The following is a 1,314-nucleotide window of genomic DNA, read 5'->3' as shown; positions in this document are numbered from 1 at the left end:
CAAGGTTGAGCTGTGACGTGGAGCCCGTAGGGCGAAGCACCGGATTTCACGCTGCCAAGAAAAGCCTCTAGTGAGGAGGTCGGCGCCAGTACCGCAAACCGACACAGGTAGGCGAGATGAGAATTCTAAGACGCGCGGGATAACTCTCGTTAAGGAACTCGGCAAAATGGTCCCGTAACTTCGGGAGAAGGGACGCTTATGGCAACATAAGCCGCAGTGAATAGGCCCAAACGACTGTTTAGCAAAAACACAGGTCTCTGCTAAATCGCAAGATGAAGTATAGGGGCTGACGCCTGCCCGGTGCTGGAAGGTTAAGGGGATGTGTCATCGCAAGAGAAGCACTGAACCGAAGCCCCAGTAAACGGCGGCCGTAACTATAACGGTCCTAAGGTAGCGAAATTCCTTGTCGGGTAAGTTCCGACCCGCACGAAAGGCGTAACGATTTGGGCACTGTCTCAACGAGAGACCCGGTGAAATCATAGTACCTGTGAAGATGCAGGTTACCCGCGACAGGACGGAAAGACCCCATGGAGCTTTACTACAGCCTGATATTGAGGCTTTGTACGCGATGTACAGGATAGGTGGGAGTTTGTGAAGCCGGAGCGCCAGCTTCGGTGGAGACACCCTTGGGATACCACCCTTTGCGTATAGAGTCTCTAACTCGCAGCCGTGATCCGGCTGGAGGACCGTGTCAGGCGGGTAGTTTGACTGGGGCGGTCGCCTCCTAAACAGTAACGGAGGCGCCCAAAGGTTCCCTCAGAATGGTTGGAAATCATTCGAAGAGTGCAAAGGCAGAAGGGAGCTTGACTGCGAGACCTACAAGTCGAGCAGGGACGAAAGTCGGGCTTAGTGATCCGGTGGTTCCGCATGGAAGGGCCATCGCTCAACGGATAAAAGCTACCCTGGGGATAACAGGCTGATCTCCCCCAAGAGTCCACATCGACGGGGAGGTTTGGCACCTCGATGTCGGCTCATCGCATCCTGGGGCTGGAGTAGGTCCCAAGGGTTGGGCTGTTCGCCCATTAAAGCGGTACGCGAGCTGGGTTCAGAACGTCGTGAGACAGTTCGGTCCCTATCCGTCGTGGGCGCAGGAAATTTGAGGAGAGCTGTCCTTAGTACGAGAGGACCGGGATGGACGCACCGCTGGTGTACCAGTTGTTCCGCCAGGAGCATCGCTGGGTAGCTACGTGCGGACGGGATAAGTGCTGAAAGCATCTAAGCATGAAGCCCCCTCCGAGATGAGATTTCCCTTTGAGCAATCAAGAAAGACCCCTCAGAGACGATGAGGTAGATAGGTCATGGGTGGAAGCGTGG

General features: G+C 55.3%; 1 rRNA gene (only partly in view). It reads left to right on the top strand.

Going from position 1 to position 1,314, the window contains the following annotated elements:
* A 23S ribosomal RNA gene (locus KNO86_RS14470) occupies positions 1-1,314 on the top strand; its annotated part reaches 1,652 nt to the left of the window's first position; the annotation flags it as partial.

It is taken from the genome of Exiguobacterium sp. s160 (assembly GCF_018617575.1).
Classification (GTDB): Bacteria; Bacillota; Bacilli; order Exiguobacteriales; family Exiguobacteriaceae; genus Exiguobacterium; species Exiguobacterium aestuarii_A.
This window is presented reverse-complemented; position numbering and strand designations above follow the sequence as displayed.